This window comes from Synechococcales cyanobacterium CNB (genome assembly GCA_030263455.1).
In the GTDB taxonomy this organism is placed as follows: Bacteria; Planctomycetota; Phycisphaerae; order Phycisphaerales; family UBA1924; genus CAADGN01.
In genome coordinates, this window is sequence record SZOZ01000001.1 from 299,375 (window position 1) to 314,356 (window position 14,982).

At 67.4% G+C, this 14,982-nt stretch carries 22 protein-coding genes; 19 read left to right on the forward strand and 3 right to left on the reverse strand.

Annotation, left to right across the window (positions count from 1 at the left end; translation table 11 throughout):
• Nucleotides 1–2: 2 nt before the first annotated feature.
• The 3 genes from ruvB to FBT69_01325 all read right to left on the reverse strand — a co-directional run bounded on the left by ruvB (nucleotide 3) and on the right by FBT69_01325 (nucleotide 4,816).
• Nucleotides 3–1,067 carry a Holliday junction branch migration DNA helicase RuvB gene (gene ruvB, locus FBT69_01315; protein MDL1903437.1) on the reverse strand — a complete coding sequence of 355 codons (1,065 nt, stop codon included), beginning with the start codon at nucleotides 1,065–1,067 and terminating at the stop codon, nucleotides 3–5.
• Between the two features lie 56 nt (nucleotides 1,068–1,123).
• Nucleotides 1,124–3,160: a M20/M25/M40 family metallo-hydrolase gene (locus FBT69_01320; GenBank protein ID MDL1903438.1), complete on the reverse strand. Its 2,037-nt coding sequence runs from the start codon at nucleotides 3,158–3,160 to the stop codon at nucleotides 1,124–1,126.
• 255 nt (nucleotides 3,161–3,415) lie between these two features.
• Nucleotides 3,416–4,816, reverse strand: a complete 1,401-nt coding sequence (locus FBT69_01325; protein MDL1903439.1) for a hypothetical protein — start codon at nucleotides 4,814–4,816, stop codon at nucleotides 3,416–3,418.
• Nucleotides 4,817–5,307: 491 nt separating this feature from the next.
• Here FBT69_01325 and rpsJ point away from each other — a divergent pair, with 491 nt between their 5' ends.
• From rpsJ to FBT69_01420, 19 genes are all read left to right on the forward strand, one after another.
• A complete protein-coding gene (rpsJ, locus tag FBT69_01330; protein MDL1903440.1) occupies nucleotides 5,308–5,616 on the forward strand; it encodes a 30S ribosomal protein S10 in 309 nt (102 codons plus the stop codon).
• 101 nt (nucleotides 5,617–5,717) lie between these two features.
• Nucleotides 5,718–6,404 carry a 50S ribosomal protein L3 gene (gene rplC, locus FBT69_01335; GenBank protein MDL1903441.1) on the forward strand — a complete coding sequence of 229 codons (687 nt, stop codon included), beginning with the start codon at nucleotides 5,718–5,720 and terminating at the stop codon, nucleotides 6,402–6,404.
• A gap of 68 nt (nucleotides 6,405–6,472) precedes the next feature.
• Nucleotides 6,473–7,366, forward strand: coding sequence for a 50S ribosomal protein L4 (gene rplD / locus FBT69_01340; GenBank protein ID MDL1903442.1), 894 nt, complete (start codon nucleotides 6,473–6,475; stop codon nucleotides 7,364–7,366).
• Nucleotides 7,366–7,644: a 50S ribosomal protein L23 gene (locus tag FBT69_01345; protein MDL1903443.1), complete on the forward strand. Its 279-nt coding sequence runs from the start codon at nucleotides 7,366–7,368 to the stop codon at nucleotides 7,642–7,644. The genes rplD and FBT69_01345 overlap by 1 nt, the downstream gene beginning before the upstream one ends.
• 11 nt (nucleotides 7,645–7,655) lie before the next feature.
• Complete coding sequence (rplB, locus tag FBT69_01350) at nucleotides 7,656–8,513, forward strand: 50S ribosomal protein L2 (GenBank protein MDL1903444.1); 858 nt, start codon at nucleotides 7,656–7,658, stop codon at nucleotides 8,511–8,513.
• A gap of 17 nt (nucleotides 8,514–8,530) precedes the next feature.
• Nucleotides 8,531–8,821 carry a 30S ribosomal protein S19 gene (rpsS, locus tag FBT69_01355; protein ID MDL1903445.1) on the forward strand — a complete coding sequence of 97 codons (291 nt, stop codon included), beginning with the start codon at nucleotides 8,531–8,533 and terminating at the stop codon, nucleotides 8,819–8,821.
• A 158-nt stretch (nucleotides 8,822–8,979) separates the two neighbouring features.
• Nucleotides 8,980–9,396, forward strand: coding sequence for a 50S ribosomal protein L22 (locus FBT69_01360; protein MDL1903446.1), 417 nt, complete (start codon nucleotides 8,980–8,982; stop codon nucleotides 9,394–9,396).
• Nucleotides 9,396–10,103 carry a 30S ribosomal protein S3 gene (gene rpsC / locus FBT69_01365; GenBank protein ID MDL1903447.1) on the forward strand — a complete coding sequence of 236 codons (708 nt, stop codon included), beginning with the start codon at nucleotides 9,396–9,398 and terminating at the stop codon, nucleotides 10,101–10,103. The genes FBT69_01360 and rpsC overlap by 1 nt, the downstream gene beginning before the upstream one ends.
• A 32-nt stretch (nucleotides 10,104–10,135) precedes the next feature.
• On the forward strand, nucleotides 10,136–10,561 hold the full coding sequence (rplP, locus tag FBT69_01370; protein MDL1903448.1) for a 50S ribosomal protein L16: 426 nt from the start codon (nucleotides 10,136–10,138) through the stop codon (nucleotides 10,559–10,561).
• 13 nt (nucleotides 10,562–10,574) lie between these two features.
• Nucleotides 10,575–10,781 (forward strand): 50S ribosomal protein L29, encoded by a 207-nt coding sequence (gene rpmC / locus FBT69_01375; GenBank protein ID MDL1903449.1) that lies wholly within the window; start codon nucleotides 10,575–10,577, stop codon nucleotides 10,779–10,781.
• 28 nt (nucleotides 10,782–10,809) lie between these two features.
• Nucleotides 10,810–11,094, forward strand: coding sequence for a 30S ribosomal protein S17 (rpsQ, locus tag FBT69_01380; protein MDL1903450.1), 285 nt, complete (start codon nucleotides 10,810–10,812; stop codon nucleotides 11,092–11,094).
• Between the two features lie 20 nt (nucleotides 11,095–11,114).
• Nucleotides 11,115–11,501, forward strand: coding sequence for a 50S ribosomal protein L14 (gene rplN / locus FBT69_01385; GenBank protein MDL1903451.1), 387 nt, complete (start codon nucleotides 11,115–11,117; stop codon nucleotides 11,499–11,501).
• A 14-nt stretch (nucleotides 11,502–11,515) separates the two neighbouring features.
• Entirely contained in the window at nucleotides 11,516–11,860 is a 345-nt protein-coding gene (locus FBT69_01390) for a 50S ribosomal protein L24 (protein ID MDL1903452.1), read from the forward strand.
• A 32-nt stretch (nucleotides 11,861–11,892) separates the two neighbouring features.
• On the forward strand, nucleotides 11,893–12,528 hold the full coding sequence (gene rplE, locus FBT69_01395) for a 50S ribosomal protein L5 (GenBank protein MDL1903453.1): 636 nt from the start codon (nucleotides 11,893–11,895) through the stop codon (nucleotides 12,526–12,528).
• An 18-nt stretch (nucleotides 12,529–12,546) separates the two neighbouring features.
• The gene (locus tag FBT69_01400) at nucleotides 12,547–12,732 is read left to right on the forward strand and encodes a type Z 30S ribosomal protein S14 (protein ID MDL1903454.1); all 186 of its coding nucleotides are present in this window, start codon (nucleotides 12,547–12,549) and stop codon (nucleotides 12,730–12,732) included.
• 62 nt (nucleotides 12,733–12,794) lie between these two features.
• Nucleotides 12,795–13,187 carry a 30S ribosomal protein S8 gene (rpsH, locus tag FBT69_01405; protein ID MDL1903455.1) on the forward strand — a complete coding sequence of 131 codons (393 nt, stop codon included), beginning with the start codon at nucleotides 12,795–12,797 and terminating at the stop codon, nucleotides 13,185–13,187.
• Nucleotides 13,188–13,242: 55 nt separating this feature from the next.
• Nucleotides 13,243–13,794 carry a 50S ribosomal protein L6 gene (locus FBT69_01410; GenBank protein ID MDL1903456.1) on the forward strand — a complete coding sequence of 184 codons (552 nt, stop codon included), beginning with the start codon at nucleotides 13,243–13,245 and terminating at the stop codon, nucleotides 13,792–13,794.
• A 40-nt stretch (nucleotides 13,795–13,834) separates the two neighbouring features.
• Nucleotides 13,835–14,197: a 50S ribosomal protein L18 gene (locus FBT69_01415; GenBank protein ID MDL1903457.1), complete on the forward strand. Its 363-nt coding sequence runs from the start codon at nucleotides 13,835–13,837 to the stop codon at nucleotides 14,195–14,197.
• 97 nt (nucleotides 14,198–14,294) lie between these two features.
• Nucleotides 14,295–14,981: a 30S ribosomal protein S5 gene (locus tag FBT69_01420; protein ID MDL1903458.1), complete on the forward strand. Its 687-nt coding sequence runs from the start codon at nucleotides 14,295–14,297 to the stop codon at nucleotides 14,979–14,981.
• Nucleotide 14,982 lies beyond the last annotated feature (1 nt).

Here is a 14,982-nt window from a genome sequence, read left to right on the forward strand (position 1 = left end):
CGTTACTCAGCGCTGAACAGTTCAGCGTCGAGACTCGATGCCGTCGGCTTGAGTTCGATGCCGAGGTGTGACGCGCCGGCGCGGGTCAGTGCCCGCCCGCGCCGGGTGCGGGCGAGGAAGCCGATCTGGAGCAGGTACGGCTCGACGACGTCTTCGAGCGTGCCGGCGTCCTCGTTCATGGTGGCGGCGACGGTTTCCAAGCCGACGGGGCCGCCCTCGTACACAGAGCCGATGACACGCAGGTACGCGCGGTCGAGTTCGTCGAGGCCGAGCGCGTCGACCCCTTCGAGCGCGAGCGCTTCGTCCACGAGGTCCGGGGTGATCGTGCCGTTGGCGCGCACCTGCGCGTAGTCGCGGACACGACGGAGGAGGCGGTTGGCGATACGAGGCGTGCCGCGCGAGCGTGAGGCGATGGTCGCGAGCGCGGCTGCCGAAGGCGCGCCGATGGCGAGCACGCGGCAGGTGCGTTCGAGGATGGTCAGCAGTTCGTCGGGCGAGTAGTAGCGGAGGTGGTGCACCAGCCCGAAGCGGGAACGCAGCGGGGCGGAGAGAAGGCCGGCCCGTGTCGTCGCGCCGATGAGCGTGAAGGGCTTGCAGCGGATCTGGACCGTACGGGCGTGCAGCCCGCTATCGACCGTCACGTCAATGCGGAAGTCCTCCATCGCGGGATAGATGAACTCCTCGACGGCGACCGGCAGGCGGTGGATTTCATCGATGAACAGCACGTCGCCCTGGTGCAGGCGGGTGAGGGCGGCGACGAGGTCGGTGCCGCGGGCGAGCGCGGGGCCGCTGGTGACGTAGACGCGCGAGCCCATCTCGTTGCCGATGACGTGGGCGAGGGTCGTCTTTCCGAGGCCGGGCGGGCCGTGCAGCAGCACGTGCTCCATCGCCTCTGGCGAGGCCGGACCGACGGAGACACGGGCCTTTACGGCCTCGATGGTGATGCGGAGGCGTTCGAGCAGGTCGGCCTGCCCGACATACTCGTCGATTCGCGATGGGCGCAGCGCGTTTGATGCAACATCATCCTCGGGCTGCTGCTGCGCGGTGACGAGCCGTTCCGTGGCCATGCGGGAGAGTGTACGGGAAACGGGCGGGTCGTGGAAGTCAATCTCCCAACGGCAGGTCAGTTGCCGGCCGCGGCCTGCTGACCTTCCTGCGTGGGCGGCGCAGCCCGAGGGAGCAGTGAGGGCGCGCAGGCAAGGTTGTACGCGGTGATCGCGGAGTTGGTGGAGGACTGCACAAGGTACTCGGGGATGGCGAGGTCGAGGCGGTCGTACTGGGTGTGCCAGCCGTGCCCGTAGTTGGCTCGGCCGATCTCGTCCCAGAAGAAGCCCGGGACGCCGACGCGGTTGAAGGCGGCGTGGTCGGACCCTCCGCCGCGGGGCATCTCGTTCTCGATACGCACGTTCACGTCCATCCAGGCGTCGCGCGAGGAGTCGAAGAAGCGGCCGTTGGTCGGGGCGGTGGCGGCAGCGAGATAGTCGCGCATCGGGGCGATGGCGTGGAGGCCCCCCTGGTAGTTCGTGCCTCCGTCATCGACGAAGACAGCGGAAATCTTCGAGAGTTGCTCGGGCGTGAGCGATTCGACGTAGGCGCGCGAGCCCAAGAGCCCCTGTTCCTCGCCGGTCCAGAGGATGAAGCGGATGGTGCGCTTAGGCTTCGCGCCGACGGCGGCGAGGATGCGTGCGGTTTCAAGCGTGACGGACGATCCCGTGCCGTTGTCGGTCGTGCCCAGCGAGCCGGGGCCGTTCCACGAGTCGAGGTGGGCCGAAACGATGATGACCTCGTCGGGGAACTCGGTGCCCGGAATCTCGGCGATGACGTTGTAGACCGGGATGGGGCCGGGCGTGAAGGTGTGCGGGAGGTTGAACTCGAGATCCAGTGGCACGCCGTCGTACAGACGGGAGTTGATGTAGTCGTAGTCCGGCTCGGAGACGTTGACTTCGATGTCCTGCGCGATCTTGTCCGGGGTCATCTCACGCCATCCCGGGGCCGCGCTGGTCCATACGCGCTCGTCACCGGACGATGACACAAAGCCGAGCGGACCGGCGAGGAGGACGCGTTCGAGGAGCGAGGGGCGATCGGGGGTGTCGCGCGTCATCGTGGCGTGGTAGCGGGCGTCGGGATCATCCGCCAACATCGAGGAGGCATCGGCCGTGTTCCCGGCGATCGTCCACGTCGAGGTGAAGGCTCCCGCCGGGCTGACGCTGCGGTAGGACAGGGAGCCGGTTGCCGGATCGAACGTGACGCCTTCCAGTTCGGCGGTGAAATCCTGCACGGTGAAGGTGCCGGCAAGCGAGCCGTCGTCCTGCCGAGTGATCTCGACGCGCATGTCAAGCCCGTCGCCGAGGTCTTCGCCGGTCACGACGCCGGTCCAGATGCCCACGACGGCGTCGGGCGGGGGAGCATCCGCTCGTTTGGCGATGTTCTGGCGTGCCTCGACGCGGGCAGAATAGCGGGCGGAGACCCGACCGGGCGCGCCGCGAATGCCTCGACGTCCGGCCTGTTCGGGCGGGACGACGACCCATGCCCCGGCGAGCGACTCCTTGGCTGCCTCGAACTCTTCCTCAGTTGCGGGCATTCGCACCGCATGACCGCGCGCGGGGCCGTCGGTGCCCGGGGTCCACGCGAGCGTGGTGAACCCGGCGAGGTCGCGGATCTTCTCGTGCGTCACCGTGCCGTCGTCTCGCTCAACTCGGCGGTACACGGCAGCGGTCGAAGGTCCGCGGTCAAACCGCATCGAGACTGTGCCCCACTCGTGCAGGTGAGCGTTGGACAGCCCCCAGGAGGCGAACTGATCGCGCGCCCAGCGTGCGGCACGTTCGAGGTCCGTCGAGCCGGTGAGACGCGGGCCGAAGGTCTCGCAGAGCGTCGTCAACTGTGCCATGACTTGGTTACGGTTCATGCCCTCGTCGAGGATGGCGCGGATGGTCGCCTCGTCGCCCATCGCGATCTCGGGAACGGGCACCTTCTCGCCGTTGACCACCGCATACCCGGCGACCGGCGCAGCGAGCGTTGCGGCCGCGCCGGACTTGCCGGTCTCGGCATCTCGGCAGGCGCGACAGGTCGTCTGGCAACCGACTCCGGCGAGTGTCGTGAGGCACAGGATGACCAGGAGGGAACGGGTGACGGCACGCGGAGAGTCGGCTCGCATGAACATGGGGAGGCTCCGGGGGGACTCACGTGCGAGGATATCGCATGCGGCTGAAGTGTGTGCCTCGCCTCAATCGCGTATTGGTCCGACGCCTCGACGGACGGAGGATTCCAACTGCCGCAAGCGAGAAGACGAGAGTGAACCGGCGGCAGGGGGGCATGAAAGGCCCCGCCTCAGACGGTGTTATGGGGGTCTGGAAGGCACCAGCCGGAGGAGGTAGGCGGTAGGGGGGGTGGAAAGCACCAGCCCGGGAGGAATGGGTCAGTCCATCGGCAGGTTCTTCGATTTCCACAGGCGGACGAGGCGGTCGAGCTCGATCGGTTCCCACACGCCTGCGTCGTTGGGGAGGTCGGTGTGGATGAGGTCGCCGTTCTGGGCGAAAAGCGAAACCTGCGGGGCCTCGTCCTCGCTGAGCCGGGTGGTCAGTCGCCAGACACTCGGGCGGTCGGACGGCTGCTCGAGTGTGTCAGCGCGGAGCGTGATCTTGCCCGCGCGTGAGTTGTAGGCGTAGAAGCGGTAATCGCCGGGGATGCCCTTGCGGACCAGCAGTTCGGGGAGGAGGAAGGCGAGCGCACGGCTGACGTACCCATCGCCCTCGATGACAGGCCGGGTCTCGGTCGGAGCGGTGCCCGCTCCCGAGGTGATGATGGTCATGCTCCGGCCGCTGCGGGCACCGGTCTCCGTCCAGACCGCGGGCTTGGCGCCGCTGCGTCGGACGGCCATGCGGATGGTCCACGCTTCTTCCTGGCCGTCGGGCGTCATGAAGAACGCGCCCGCGCTGTCGATGGTGCCTTCCGGCGTGAGGGTGCGACTCTCGACGCGAACGAGGTAGCCCTCCTGGCGACTGACGGGGTCGGTTGCGCGCGCGCCGCCGGTTGTGGCGAGTTCGCTGCGAGAGCCTTTGTACGCCGCGACGCGGCGGTAGCCGAGTTCAGTGGAATCGGCGTCAGCACCCGTGGCGGCGGGAATATGCAGGCGGTGCCACTCCCAGTTGGGGCCGGTGGGTGTGACGACGGCGTCGAACTCGGCCGACGTGAGTTGCGAGACGACGGCCGCTCCGAGGTTCAGCCCCGTGCCTCGGCGAAGGGCGATGTCGGCAGGATCAGCAAAGACGACACGGGCCATAGTGGCCTCGTACAGGGCACGGGCGATCGGGAGGTTCGGCTCGGTCGTGATGAGTTCGAAGGTGACGATTCGCTCGGCGGTGGGGCGGAAGACGGTGTAGCCGTAGACGATCGCGGGGCCGGAGTACGCGGGTGTCGAGATGTAGAAGCGGTCGACGGGTTTGCCGTCGAGGACCATGTTCGAGACACGGTCAAAGGTGACGGCCTGCGTCCGGGTCGACCGGCTGTCGCCGGGAGCGCGGACGATGCTGGAGACCGACTCCTCCCGCTTGCGGATGATCTCATCGCCGACCGAAGTGACGGTCTGATCCGGCTCAGCGCGGGCGGTCTGCACGTTGATGAGGCCGATCATGTCCGGCAAGTTGATGCGGACGTTGGTCACCCCTCCGATCTCGTTCGAGGCCGCCTCGGAGCCGATCGGCAGGTACATCTCGAGGCCGATCGAATCACGCCTGAAGGGGGTATCGTCGAACTCGACGGAGATCGGGCGCGCCGATTGATCGGGTTGTGTTTGGGCTGCTGAAAGGTGTGGGATCACCAATAGGGCAGCGGCGAGAGTGATGGCTGAGGCGGAGCGAAGGCGGCTTCGGGATGAACAGGACATGACGGTCCCTCCGTGTTTCGATCGTGTCCGTGGGGATCATCGACCTGCTGCGGGCACCGGCTTTGGCGGGGGTCTTCGGTGAGGTCGTGGAGCCTATCCCTTCGGCGTGGGCGTGGAAAAATGGGGGGGCAGCGGGCGGGGCGGCGTTGACAACTGCCGTCAGGGCCGTACCCTACGGGGCTTGTCTCCGAGGGAGGCAGAGCGCGCGCACAGGCAGAGCTTGGCGCGGGTCACGAGCTGGCCGGTCCGGCGGGAACGGCCGCCAGAGTTCGGGGAGTGAACCGAATCGCGTCCGGAGATCCGGGCGTGTCGGTGTGGATCGCCGGTCGGGCGTTCCGATCGGCGTGCGGTGTGTGTCCCACGAACGCGCGTGCGGGCACGGAGTGGTAGGGCCGACGGCGAGCGTCGGCGATGCGGGGCGCACGATGACGGGCGGGAAGATCCGAATCCGGATGGAGGCGTACGACCACATCGCGCTGGACGCTTCGGCGCGCGAGATCGTGGAGCACGCGAAGCGCACGAACGCGAAGGTCGCGGGTCCGATCCCGCTGCCGACGCGGATCGAGCGGTACACCGTGCTGCGCTCGCCGTTCATCGACAAGAAGAGCCGCGAGCAGTACGAGATTCGTACCCACAAGAGGATTATCGACATCATCGAGCCGAACGCGCGGACGGTCGAGGCGCTCAATCGACTTGTTGTCCCCGCGGGCGTGTTCGTGAAGATCAAGGCGTGACGTGTTCCGGGCCGGTCCTCAGTCGAGAGGGTCGGCCCGGTGAGTTTGAGAGAAGGCTTCCTCTGCCCGGAGAGGCACGAAGCAGCGAAGGACGACGGACGATGGGCCTGACACTGCTGGGCAAGAAGATCGGCATGACGCGCGTCTTCAACGACGCGAACGTCAGCGTGCCCGTGACCGTCATCGAGGTCGGGCCGTGCGTGGTGACGCAGGTGCGCACGGACGACCGCGACGGGTACTCCGCCGTGCAGGTCGGATACGGCGAGATCAAGCCCCGCCGCTCGACGATGGCGATGATCGCGCACGACGCGAAGGCCGGAACCACGCCCAAGCGTGTGCATGTCGAGTCTCGGCTCGGCGCGGACGAGGCGTCGGCGTTCGAGGCGGGCCAGGCGCTCGGTGTCGACCGGTTCGAGGGCGTGCCCTACGTGGACGTGATCGGTGTAAGCAAGGGCAAGGGCTTCGCCGGCACCATGAAGCGGCACAACTTCAAGGGCATGACCGCCACGCACGGAACGGAGCGCAAACACCGATCTCCCGGCTCGATCGGCGGCCTGGCGACGAATCGCGGCTTCAGCGGCAAGCTGAAGAAGGGCAAGCGCATGTCCGGGCACCTCGGCGCGGACCGTGTCACGGCGCGAAGCCTCGACGTGGTGCGGATCGACGCGGAAAAAGGTCTGCTGCTCGTGAAGGGACCGGTCCCTGGCCCCTATGGTTCGGTGGTGGAGGTTCGGCCGGCGATCCGGCTGAACAAGAGCAAGGCGAAGAAGGCTGCCGCAAAGAAGTAGCGGCTTGAAACAGGCGACCTCCGCGGGTGAGAGCGACTCGCCCGGGAGGCCCGGAGGGTCGGAGGCGAATGCCGACGAAACCGCCGGGCGGCAACAGGAGACGCATGCGACCCGTCGCGTGGCGGGTCGCGGGAAGGCAGCCGAGTCGAAGCCGACCCGGCCCCCATCGGGGAAGCCCGATGGCCCGCGAGGGCAACAGGGGAGGGCGGATAGGCGAGCCGGGCGAAGCCCGGGGCAAGGCGCAGGGCGAGGTAAGACGCATGGATGTCCCCGTCTACAACACGAAGGGCGACGAGGTCGCGACGCTCAACATCGACGAGCAGTCCCTGGGCGGGACGGTGAATGCCGCGCTGATCAAGCAGGCGTACGTGATGTACCATGCCAATCTTCGGCAGGGTTCGTCGCGGACGAAGAACCGCCACGAGGTCGAAGGCTCGACGAAGAAGATCTACAAGCAGAAGGGCACGGGCCGGGCGCGCCACGGCGACCGGAAGGTGCCGCAGTTCCGCGGCGGCGGGCACGCCTTCGCCAAGCGTCGGACTCGTGAGGACTACCACCTCTCGATGCCGACGAAGATGCGGCGCAAGGCGAACCGCAACGCGCTGCTGGCGAAACTGGTGGACAACGAGGTGCGCGTGGTGGACGACCTGGCCTTCGCCGAGCCGAAGACCAGGTCGTTTGTCGATCTGCTCGGCGCATTGAAGGTTGATCGCAGCGCGCTGGTCGCGCTCTCGGGCGACCGCGAGCGGCAGCGGAACGCCGCGCTCTCGGCGCGGAACATCGACGGCGTGACGCTCTGCCGTTCCGACCAGCTGACGTGCTTCAACATGCTGAACCACCGCTACCTGGTGATCGGTCGGCGGGAGTTGGAGTCGTGGCTGAACGGGCCGAGCAGCCAGACGGGCAAGTCGGCGAAGGTCGAGCCAATGGGCCGCGCAAAGGCGGGCGGGGAGGCGAAGTGATGAACCCTGCGGACGTGATCAAGCGGCCGCTGCTGACCGAGAAGTCCACGCTCGGGATGAACGAGCGCGGGCACTACGCGTTCGTGATCGACCGCCGCGCGTCGAAGACGGACGTGAAGCGGGCGGTCGAGACGCTGTACGGCGTGAAGGTCGAGCGGGTGTGGACGCAGAACCAGAAGGGCCGGCGGCGCCGCCTGCGGTACGGGTGGGTCAAGGAGCCGGTGGTGAAGAAGGCGAGCGTTCGTCTGGCGGAGGGCCAGTCGATCGAGTTGTTCTGAGGTGATTGACGATGCCGATCCGCACATACAAACCGACGAGCGCCGGACGCCGCAACGCCTCCGTGAACACGCACGCGGAAGTGACAAAGAAGCGGCCCGAGAAGTCGCTTGTGCGTCCGCTCCGCAAGAAGGGCGGGCGGAATCACCACGGGATCATCACCTCACGCGGACGGGGCGGCGGCGTGAAGCGGATGTATCGCCTCATCGACTTCCGGCGCAAGGACCGCGACGGCATCGAGGGTAAGGTCATCGGTGTCGAGTACGATCCCAACCGCTCCTGCCACATCGCGTTGATCGAGTACGCGGACGGCGTGAAGCGGTACATTCCCGCGCCTGCCGGGCTGAAGGTGGGGCGCACGGTCGTGTGTTCCAGCAGCGGTCCGGTCGAGCCCGAGCCGGGCAACGCGATGCCGTTGCGGTACATTCCGACCGGCCTGGAAGTGCACTGCGTGGAGATCACGCCGGGCAAGGGTGGGCAGATGTGCCGATCGGCCGGGACGAGCGCGCGGCTGAGCAACCGCGAGGGCGGCTTCGCCACGCTCGTGCTGCCGAGCGGTGAAATCCGGCGCGTGCCTGCGGACTGCCGGGCCACGATCGGCGCGGTCGGCAACGCGGACCACCAGAACCGTCGCCTTGGCAAGGCGGGGCTGACGCGCAAGCTGGGCCGCCGCCCGATCACACGCGGCGTCGCGAAGAGCCACCACGCCCACCCGCTGGGCGGCGGCGAGGGCCGCTCGAAGAGCAACCGTGCGCCGTGCGGTCCGACTGGCGTGCCGGCCAAGGGTGGGAGCACTCGCAATCGGAAGCAGCACAGCGAGAAGATGATCATCCGTCGTCGGTACAGCCGCCGTTACGGGCAGTTGAAGTGATCTGAAGGACGAGGCACATGGGACGCAGTCTGAAGAAAGGCCCGTACGTCGTGGAGAAGCTCTACCGGAAGGTGGAGCGTCTGAACCAGCAGAACAAGCGCGAGCCGGTGAAGACGTGGTCGCGTCGCTGCACGATCGTGCCGGAGTTCGTGGGGCACACGTTCAAGGTGCACAACGGTCGGGTGTTCATCGACGTGTTCGTCACCGAGGACATGGTGGGGCACAAGCTGGGCGAGTTCAGCGCGACCCGCACGTTCCGCGGGCACACGAACAAGAAGGAAGGCATCAAGGCGGGCGAGTCCGCCTGAGGCGGACGAAGCAGCAGAGGGACCGTGCCGTGAGGATTCGAGGCGACAAACTGAGACTGCTGGCTGAGCAGAGCGGCGTGACGGCCGACGAGTTGGCGCGCGCGGTCGAGCGGACGGGCCTCAAGGGCGACCGGGCCGCGACCGCCGTGCGGAACTGGATGTCCGGGCGCGATCACCCCCGCTGCAAGGCCGCCGACGTGGCGAGACTGGCCGAGTCGCTCGGGTGCGAGGTTCGCGACCTGGCCCGGTTCACGAGCAGCGTGCGGTACAGCCGCGGCAGCACCCGCAAGGCCCGGCTGGTGGCGGACATGGTCCGCGGGCGCACGGTCGAGGACGCGCTGAACGTGCTCGCGTTCAGCCCGAAGCGTGCGGCGACGAACGTTCGCAAGGCGCTCTCTGCGGCCGTGGCGGACGCGGAAGCGGCGGAAGCGGACGTCGGCAACCTGATCGTCGCCGAGAGCCGCGTGGACGAAGGGGCGCAGATCAAGCGGTTCCGTCCGAAGGACCGCGGTCGTGCCCACCAGATCATCAAGCAGACGAGCCACATCACGATCGGCGTGGAGGAGCGCGGCTGATGGGACAGAAGACGCACCCGTTCGGACTGAGGCTCGGCATCACGGAGGCGCACCGTTCGCGGTGGTATGCGCCGAAGGCGCTCTACGGGGAACTGCTGGTCGAGGACGAGAAGATTCGCCAGCATCTTGACAAGCGTCTGAACCGGACCCCGCCGAACGCCGCGGTGTCGGACATCCACATCGAGCGCACCCGCGAGGAACTGAAGGTCATCATCCGGACGGCGCGCCCGGGTCTGGTGATCGGCCCGAAGGGTGCCGAGGTCGAGCGCATCACGCAGGAACTGGCGTACATGACGGGCCGGAAGGTGGCGATCTCGATTATCGAGATCAAGCAGCCGGACCTGGACGCGCAGCTGGTGGCCGAGGGCGTGGCGGAGCAGCTGGCCAAGCGGGCGGCGTTCCGTCGCGTGGTCAAGACTCGGGCCGAGGGCGTGATGCAGGCCGGCGCGAAGGGCGTGAAGATCCTGATCTCGGGCCGATTGGGCGGCGCTGAGATGAGTCGCCAGCTGGACGTGCGTCTCGGTTCGCTGCCGCTGAGCACGCTGCAGGCGCATGTGGACTATGGGTTCGCCGAGGCTCGGACGGGCTACGGCGTGATCGGTGTGAAGGTGTGGATCTACCGCGGGATGTACGACGAGCAGCAGACCGAAGAAGAGAGCGCGTCGCGTGCGGCGGGCGCGAGGCCGCGGGCGCGCGGTCGTCACTGAGACACGGAACGAGCAGCAGCGGAGATTGACGGATGCCTCCCTACAAGATTCCCAAGCGAGTGAAGTACCGCAAGGAGTTCCGGCGCGTGCGCGATCGCCGCGCGACGAAGGGGAACTACGTCGCGTTCGGGGACTATGGCCTGCAGGCGCTCGAAGGGTGCTGGCTGCCGTCGAACGTGATCGAGGCTGGGCGTATCGCCGCCCAACACCTGCTGAAGCGCGAGGGCAAGCTGTTCATCCGCGTGTTCCCGGACAAGCCCATCAGCAAGAAGCCGCTGGAGACCCGCATGGGCACCGGCAAGGCGGACGTGGAGTACTGGGCGGCGCGGGTGCGTGCGGGGACGATGCTCTTCGAGATCGCGGGCGTGCCGGAGGACGTGGCGAAGCAGGCCTTGTCGCGAGTGGCGATGAAGATGCCGGTGCGGTGCCGGTTCGTGGGCCGGCGGATCACGGCGTGAGGAGGTCGGCGCGATGACAGGCCCTGAGATCAGGCGGATGAAGGACGAGGAACTGACGATCGAACTGCGCACGCTGCGCGAGAAGCTGTTCAGGATGCGGACGCAGGCCGCGAGCGAGAAGATCGAGGACACGTCGCTCTTCCGGAAGGTGCGGCGTGACATCGCGAGGCTGGAGACGGAGCGGAGCCGGCGCAGGGCGTCGGTCGGGGCGAGAGCGTGACCGGCGGATCGGCTGAGGACCATCGACGATGAGCGAAGCGAAGACGGAATCCAGGACGACGAAGATCGGCGTGGTCGAGACCGACGGGCGCGACAAGACGCGCAAGGTGGTCGTGCGGTTCACCGCGCGGCACCCGAAGTACGGAAAGTACGTGCAGCGGCGGACGGTGCTGCACGTGCACGATCCCGAGAACGAGAGCCGCCGGGGAGACGTGGTGGAGGTGACGCAGTGCCGCCCTGTGAGCAAGACGAAGCGGTGGCGTCTGGTCCGGGTCGTGGAGCGCAAGAGCGAGCGCCTGATCGAGGGCGCGTGAGAACGGGTTGAGGTGCCGTCATGCTGCAGCAGGAATCCAGGTGCGAGGTCGCGGACAACTCGGGCGCGAAGATCGCGTACGTCATCAAGGTGTACGGCGGCTCGACGCGACGCGGCGGTTTCCGCCGGCGGACGGCGGGCGTGGGCGACCGGGTGCTCGTAAGCGTGAAGAAGGCGCTGCCCGGGGCCGAGGTGAAGCCGGGCGACATGTCGAAGGCCGTCGTCGTGCGGACGGCAAAGCCCAAGCGTCGTGCGGACGGCTCGTACGTGCGGTTCGATCGCAGTGCCGTTGTGCTGATCAACGACGATGGGAACCCGAAGGGAACGCGCATCTTCGGCCCTGTGGCGAGAGAGCTGCGCGAGCGGAACTACATGAAGATCGTTTCTCTGGCCTCCGAGGTGGTGTGAGGGAAGGTGATCCGATGCCCAGGCACGTGAAGAAAGGCGACGTGGTGATCGTGACCTCCGGCTCGCACAAGGGCCGGCAGGGTGAGGTCATGCGCGTGATCCCCGACAAGGAGCGGGTAGTTGTGAAAGGCGTGAACCTCCGCGTGAAGCACCTCAAGCCCACGCGGACCAGCCCACAGGGGGGGATCATCACCAAGGAGGCGCCGATCCACATCAGCAACGTCAGCCCGGTCGTGGAGGGGCGGCCGACGCGCGTGCGGTTCGAGGTGAAGCCGGACGGGAGCAAGGTTCGCGTCGCGGTGCGCGGTGGCAAGACGCTGGGCAAGGTGCGCGGGCCGCGCACGAAGGCGGGGGCGTGAGGCCCGGAGCGGGCAGAACGGCGGGTTGAATCATGGCAAAAGACGCGACAAAGCAGAAGAAGGGCAAGAGCGGCGTGGTCGAGGGCGCGGAGGCGGCGCGGCCGTCGCGCCTGCGTGCGCGCTACGACGCCGAGGTCCGGCCGAAGGTGACCGAGCGTTTCGGGATCGAGAATCGCATGGCGATGCCGAAGCTCGAGAAGATCGTGGTCAACGTGAACATGGGGCGTCACCTGGACGGAACAAAGCTCCCGCCGACCGTGAAGCAACAGGTGCTCGACACGCTCCGAGCGATCAGCGGGCAGAAGCCGGTCGTGCTGAAGGCGAAGAAATCGGTCTCGAACTTCAAGGTTCGCGCGGGGTACGAGACGGCTGCGATGGTGACGCTCCGTCGCGACCGGATGTGGCACTTCCTTGACCGGCTCATCAACCTTGCTACGCCCCGCATCAAGGACTTCCGCGGCCTGTCGCGGACGGCCTTCGACCGCCAGGGCAACTACTCGATGGGCTTGAACGAGCAGGGCGTGTTCCCCGAGATCAACATGGCCGAGGCCCAGTTCACGCACGGGATGAACATCAACTTTTCCTTCTCGAACTCGGACCCGGAGAAGAGCCTCTTCGTGCTCGAGCAGTTGGGGATGCCGTTCCAGAAGGTGGGCGAGAAGAACTGAGTTGGTTCTGGAGGACGCATGACGACGAAGGCGCAGATGGCGAAGACGAGGCGGACCCCGAAGTTCTCGACGCGGACGGTGCGCAGGTGTGAGTTGACCGGGCGTTCGCGCGGCGTGTACCGGAAGTTCCGCATCAGCCGCATCATGCTGCGGAAACTGGCGCTGGAGGGGAAAATTCCCGGGATGCGGAAGGCGAGTTGGTGAGCGTTGGACTGGACGAAACACACCGAGGCACACAGGCTTCGAGGCGGTGACGAACGATGGCGATGAGCGACCCAATCGCGGACATGCTAACACGGATCCGGAACGCCGTGCGCAACAAGGCCCGGACGGTAACCTGCCTGAACAGCAAGGTGAACCGCGGGATCGCGGACGTGCTGCAGGCCGAGGGCTACGTCGAGGGCTACGACGTGGTCGAGGACGGCCGGCAGGGTCTGATCAAGCTCCGGCTCCGCTACGGCCCTCGCGGCGAAACGGTGATCCACAAGATTCGGCGCGAGAGCCGTCCCGGCCGGCGCGTGTATGTCGGCGTCGAGGCACTCCCGCGCCCGATCCAGGGGCTAGGCATCGCGGTGGTCTCCACGAGCCGCGGTGTGCTGAGCGACCGCAAGTGCCGCGAGGAGCGTATCGGGGGCGAGTTGCTCTGCACGGTCGAGTGAGCTCGAGGAAGGACTGAAATCCCCCGCCGCCCGGCGGATGACGAGGACAGCCGAGATGTCGAGGATCGGAAAACAACCCGTTGCCGTGCCAAAGGGCGTGAAGGTCACGGTGAGCGACGGCGTGGTGTCGGTCGAGGGGCCGAAGGGCAAACTCTCGATCAAGCGTCCGGCAGAGGTATCGGTGCGCATCGATGAGGGTGCCGGCCGGGTCGTTTGCGAGATCGCCCCGATGCACGCGGAGGACCGTCAGGTGCGTGCGGACTGGGGTTCGACGCGGGCGCACATTCAGAACATGGTGGACGGCGTCTCCAAGGGGTACGAGAAGACGATGGAGATCGTCGGCGTGGGCTGGCAGGCGACGCTCGCGGGGCGGGAGGTACGGCTGCAGCTCGGCTTTGCCAACCCCGTGGTCATGCCGATCCCCCAAGGCCTGACGGTCACGGTGGACAAGCAGATCGTGAAGATCGCCGGCCCTGACAAGCAGGCCGTCGGGCAGTTCGCAGCGGCGATGCGCGCGAAGCGCAAGCCCGAGCCGTACAACGGCAAGGGGATCAAGTACTCGGACGAGACCATTCGTCGCAAGCAGGGCAAGCAGTTCGGCGCCTGAACCGGCGCACTGGCCCGGGCGAGCCGGGCGGAGTTGGAAGATGGACAGGCAACAGAAGAAAGAGCAGCGTCACACGAGAAGGCGGATCGGCATCCGCAAGCGCATCACGGGCACGGCCGATCGGCCTCGCCTGGCGGTGTACCGCTCGCTGAACCACGTTTACGCGCAGGTTATCGACGATCTTGCGGGCCGGACGATCGTCTCCGCATCCACGCGCGACAAGGACGCCTCGGTCGAGAAGACGGGCAACGTTGCGGCGGCAGCTGCTGTCGGCACGAAACTGGCCGAGAGAGCCAGGGCCAAGGGCATCACGAAGGTCGTGTTCGACCGAGGCGGCTTCCGCTACCACGGGCGGGTCAAGTCGCTGGCGGACGCGGCACGCAAGGGCGGGCTGGAGTTCTGATTCGCAAGGATTGAATCGTGGCGGAGCGCGGCGGGCGCGTGCCCCGCACGGATGGACGGTTTGACGGGCTGAGGCCCGGGGACGAACAGAGAGCATCATGGCACAGGGTCTCGAAGAACACGGGCAGATGGAATCGACGACGCTGGGTGTCTTCCGCACCGCGTCCACCGTCAAGGGCGGACGCCGGTTCAGTTTCGGCGCACTGGTCGTCTGCGGGGACAAGCGCGGGCGCGTCGGCTACGGGCACGGCAAGGCCAAGGAAGTCCCGACTGCCATCGAGAAGGCGGAGAAGTTCGCGCGCCGACAGATGACCACCATCCCGCGTGTCGGCGGCACGATCCCGCACGAGGTCGAGGGGCGGTACGCCGCATCGCGCGTGCGGTTGATCCCGGCTTCGCCGGGCACCGGCGTCGTCGCGGGCGGCTCCGTCCGTGCGGTGCTTGAAATGGCGGGGGTGAGCGACTGCCTGACCAAGTGCTACGGCTCGACAAACAAGATCAACACGGTGAAGGCCGTGTTCGATGGGCTTGCCCGGCTGCGGATGAGCGAGACGGTGCGCGAGCTGCGTGGGGTGGAGCTGCCCGCCACGGAGATCGAGCAGAAGATCGAGCGTGGCAAGCGGTTCATGCCCTCGAACGTCGCCGGCGAGCGGATGCGCGCCCCCGTGAACACCATCGGCCAGGAGCGTCGCGGGGGACGGGGTGGCGGCGGCGGTCGCGGACGGCGCGGCGGCCAGCAGGGCGGCGGCGAAGCGGGGGGCGGTGCCGAAAGCGCCAAGGAATGAA

Coding starts and splice junctions, on each gene's coding strand:
- ruvB (MDL1903437.1), bottom strand. CDS start 1,067: ATGGCCACGGAACGGCTCGTCACCGCGCAGCAGCAGCCCGAGGATGAT.
- FBT69_01320 (MDL1903438.1), bottom strand. CDS start 3,160: ATGTTCATGCGAGCCGACTCTCCGCGTGCCGTCACCCGTTCCCTCCTG.
- rpsJ (MDL1903440.1), top strand. CDS start 5,308: ATGACGGGCGGGAAGATCCGAATCCGGATGGAGGCGTACGACCACATC.
- rplC (MDL1903441.1), top strand. CDS start 5,718: ATGGGCCTGACACTGCTGGGCAAGAAGATCGGCATGACGCGCGTCTTC.
- rplD (MDL1903442.1), top strand. CDS start 6,473: ATGCCGACGAAACCGCCGGGCGGCAACAGGAGACGCATGCGACCCGTC.
- FBT69_01345 (MDL1903443.1), top strand. CDS start 7,366: ATGAACCCTGCGGACGTGATCAAGCGGCCGCTGCTGACCGAGAAGTCC.
- rplB (MDL1903444.1), top strand. CDS start 7,656: ATGCCGATCCGCACATACAAACCGACGAGCGCCGGACGCCGCAACGCC.
- rpsS (MDL1903445.1), top strand. CDS start 8,531: ATGGGACGCAGTCTGAAGAAAGGCCCGTACGTCGTGGAGAAGCTCTAC.
- FBT69_01360 (MDL1903446.1), top strand. CDS start 8,980: ATGTCCGGGCGCGATCACCCCCGCTGCAAGGCCGCCGACGTGGCGAGA.
- rpsC (MDL1903447.1), top strand. CDS start 9,396: ATGGGACAGAAGACGCACCCGTTCGGACTGAGGCTCGGCATCACGGAG.
- rplP (MDL1903448.1), top strand. CDS start 10,136: ATGCCTCCCTACAAGATTCCCAAGCGAGTGAAGTACCGCAAGGAGTTC.
- rpmC (MDL1903449.1), top strand. CDS start 10,575: ATGACAGGCCCTGAGATCAGGCGGATGAAGGACGAGGAACTGACGATC.
- rpsQ (MDL1903450.1), top strand. CDS start 10,810: ATGAGCGAAGCGAAGACGGAATCCAGGACGACGAAGATCGGCGTGGTC.
- rplN (MDL1903451.1), top strand. CDS start 11,115: ATGCTGCAGCAGGAATCCAGGTGCGAGGTCGCGGACAACTCGGGCGCG.
- FBT69_01390 (MDL1903452.1), top strand. CDS start 11,516: ATGCCCAGGCACGTGAAGAAAGGCGACGTGGTGATCGTGACCTCCGGC.
- rplE (MDL1903453.1), top strand. CDS start 11,893: ATGGCAAAAGACGCGACAAAGCAGAAGAAGGGCAAGAGCGGCGTGGTC.
- FBT69_01400 (MDL1903454.1), top strand. CDS start 12,547: ATGACGACGAAGGCGCAGATGGCGAAGACGAGGCGGACCCCGAAGTTC.
- rpsH (MDL1903455.1), top strand. CDS start 12,795: ATGAGCGACCCAATCGCGGACATGCTAACACGGATCCGGAACGCCGTG.
- FBT69_01410 (MDL1903456.1), top strand. CDS start 13,243: ATGTCGAGGATCGGAAAACAACCCGTTGCCGTGCCAAAGGGCGTGAAG.
- FBT69_01415 (MDL1903457.1), top strand. CDS start 13,835: ATGGACAGGCAACAGAAGAAAGAGCAGCGTCACACGAGAAGGCGGATC.
- FBT69_01420 (MDL1903458.1), top strand. CDS start 14,295: ATGGCACAGGGTCTCGAAGAACACGGGCAGATGGAATCGACGACGCTG.